The organism is Cecembia lonarensis LW9 (assembly GCF_000298295.1).
In the GTDB taxonomy this organism is placed as follows: domain Bacteria; phylum Bacteroidota; class Bacteroidia; order Cytophagales; family Cyclobacteriaceae; genus Cecembia; species Cecembia lonarensis.
Genome location: NZ_AMGM01000166.1, coordinates 1 through 2,560, shown reverse-complemented (window position 1 = coordinate 2,560; position 2,560 = coordinate 1). Strand labels below are relative to the sequence as shown.

General features: G+C 41.4%; 2 protein-coding genes. Both read right to left on the bottom strand.

Annotation, left to right across the window (positions count from 1 at the left end; genetic code table 11):
* Window positions 1–477 precede the first annotated feature (477 nt).
* The gene (locus B879_RS20530; RefSeq protein ID WP_009187148.1) at window positions 478–1,731 is read right to left on the bottom strand and encodes an ATP-binding protein; all 1,254 of its coding nucleotides are present in this window, start codon (window positions 1,729–1,731) and stop codon (window positions 478–480) included.
* Window positions 1,732–2,321: 590 nt separating this feature from the next.
* The coding region (locus B879_RS23300; RefSeq protein ID WP_040401472.1) for a hypothetical protein at window positions 2,322–2,560 on the bottom strand (239 nt) is incomplete at its 5' end.

The following is a 2,560-nucleotide window of genomic DNA, read 5'->3' as shown; positions in this document are numbered from 1 at the left end:
ATCGACTTCCGAAATTCGACTTCCCCCTTCCAATCGGTCCTTCAGACCTCTGGTTTATCTTGAATTAACCTTATTCCCAGGGCTTCTCCCTGGGCTGTAACAGAGCGGCCCTTCAGGCCTTTTTGGAAATTCTTGAACGCTGAACTTTTAACAACTTGGCCGTGGCGGATTTAACGTTTAACACTCTTCATTTTACACTCAACACTCTTCATTACCACCGACTCGGTGTAACTCGGTGTCTTCTCAGTGGTACTCGGTGTAACAAAAGCCAAGCGTAGCGTTTTTAGACCTCTACTACCGTCCCCGCCTGACCGGACGGGCAGGGAGGTGACAAGGTGAAGCCTTTGACACTGGCAATCCTTCTATGTACTCGAAACATTCCTCACTCTTAATTCATCATTCTTCATTCTCTTCCTCCCATTCCTCATTCTTAATTTTTCATTCTACATTCATAGACCTTATCTGATTCAGCATACTCTATTTTCCCAGTGATGCCAATGAAATCACATTTATTCCATCTGGGCGACGATAGCTCATCCCTGTCCCGGTAATAATATTCAGTGATTTTGGTGCTTGCATTTTTTCTGTATCAATATTGGCTGCGAACTTTTTGAGATTTTCTGCTGCTTCTTCAATGAATCCTACACCTAGTTTTATTTCAAAAGCGGCATAGTCTCCGTTGCGTTTCTGCACGATGGCATCCACTTCATACCCGTAAGAATCATTATAATGGTAAACAGTAGCATCATTTGTTTTGGCATATACATTTAATTCGTGTATGGCCAATGATTCAAACAGAAAACCTGTGTACTTTATATCTTTTATCAATGCTTCCTTGTCCAAGCCCAAAACTGCAACGGCTAAAGAAGGGTCGCACAGGTGCCTTTTGGGCGATTTGCGTAACGATGCGGATGAACGAATGTGAGGGTTGAAAGCTGGCTGATCGTATAGAATCATTAAGTTGGACAATGCACCTAAGTAATCAGAAAGTGTGTTTCTTGATAGTTCATTGTTTTCATTGATTTTGACATCTTTCTCTAAGGTCTTATTATCTACCAAAGTCGCTGTATTTCTGGAAAGAGAGCGCAATAAACTTCGAACTTTATGGGGATTCCTCTTAATTCCATACACTTGACTCATATCTACCTCACAAAGTAAATCAATATAACCCCGATTCATGTTCAAGGCATTTTTCAACTCCTCATTGATCAATGTAGGCCAACCACCTATGCATATTCTTTCAATGATAAACTCTAATGAAATGGCGGGCTCGTAATAGTCATTCAATTTTCCATTAAGCAAATCTGATAGTTTTACAGTACCGCTGGAATATCCCAATTCTTGCCAAGTCATTGTATCCATTTGTATGACTGTAAAACGTCCTGCACCACTATGGAGCTTCACATTTTCAGGCGGATTGGAGGATCCTGTAAGTATAAACATACCTTTTGACTTTCGGTTATCGACTTCATGTCTGACGTAATTCCAAATTTCAGGCTGTTCTTGCCATTCATCAATCAATCGCGGGATTGCTCCTTCTAATAACAATTGTGGATTAGTTGCCATGATTACCGAAACTTGTGGATCTCTATCCATTCTCAATACGCTTTTGGCATATCGTGTTGCTGTTTCTGTTTTTCCGCATGACTTCGGCCCTTTTATAAGTACCGCTCCGGAAGCTGCCATTTTCGCTATTAAATCATCTTCAACTAATCGTTCAATATAACTCATAAACTACCCTTTGATCTTTCTCAAATGTACATTTTATAGTAGTATTGTGCAAATTGTAGACTTATTAGTGTGCAAATTTCATTCTTATTAGTGTGCAAATTTCAGGTTTTTTATTGTGCATATTTAAGGATGATTATTAGCTGTTGACCGGTAAGCTATATCTTTCCCTTGAAGTTGATTTTTTTTTAACCTGGCTTTCTTTATTAATTATCCGTGCCCGGTAGGGAGGGTGGAATTGGGTGGTTTTCGGAAAAGGCTGCACCTTTTCCTCGGTTATCATGCCCTTTAAGGGCTATGGACGTATTTCAAATGATTTTTTGCCACGCTTATTGAAAACCTTATTCCCAGGGATTCACCCTGAGCTGTAACAGATCGGCCATTCAGGCCTTTGGGTAACATTGATTGTTCCTTATCCCCAAGACTTCACCCTGGGCTGTAACAGAACGGCCCTTCAGGCCTTTTCTGAAATTCTCCACTTCTTAATGGTTTTCTCTCTTTTCTCTTCTTTTCCTCTCTATCATCGACTCTGTGTAACTCGGTTTGTATACCCACCCTGCATCCTGGCCCCTCGCTAAAATGATCCAAAGGGATCATTTTTTAACGCTCGGTCCTTCGGTGAATCTCGGTGTAAAGAAGCCAAGCGCAGCGTCTTTTAGATTTCTCTCTACGTTCCCCGCCTGACCGGACGGGCAGGGAAATGACAAGGAAAAGTCTTTGACACTAGCAAAGCTGCTGAGCTTTTTTAAGGCTCGCGACACTTGGCCGTGACGGAACCATGACAACCATGACAACCCGACAACAATATTGTTCTTAATGAACCCCTTCAACC

What these genes read in the sequence shown, in the direction of transcription:
- B879_RS20530 (WP_009187148.1), bottom strand. Translation starts at nt 1,731, where the DNA reads ATGAGTTATATTGAACGATTAGTTGAAGATGATTTAATAGCGAAAATG.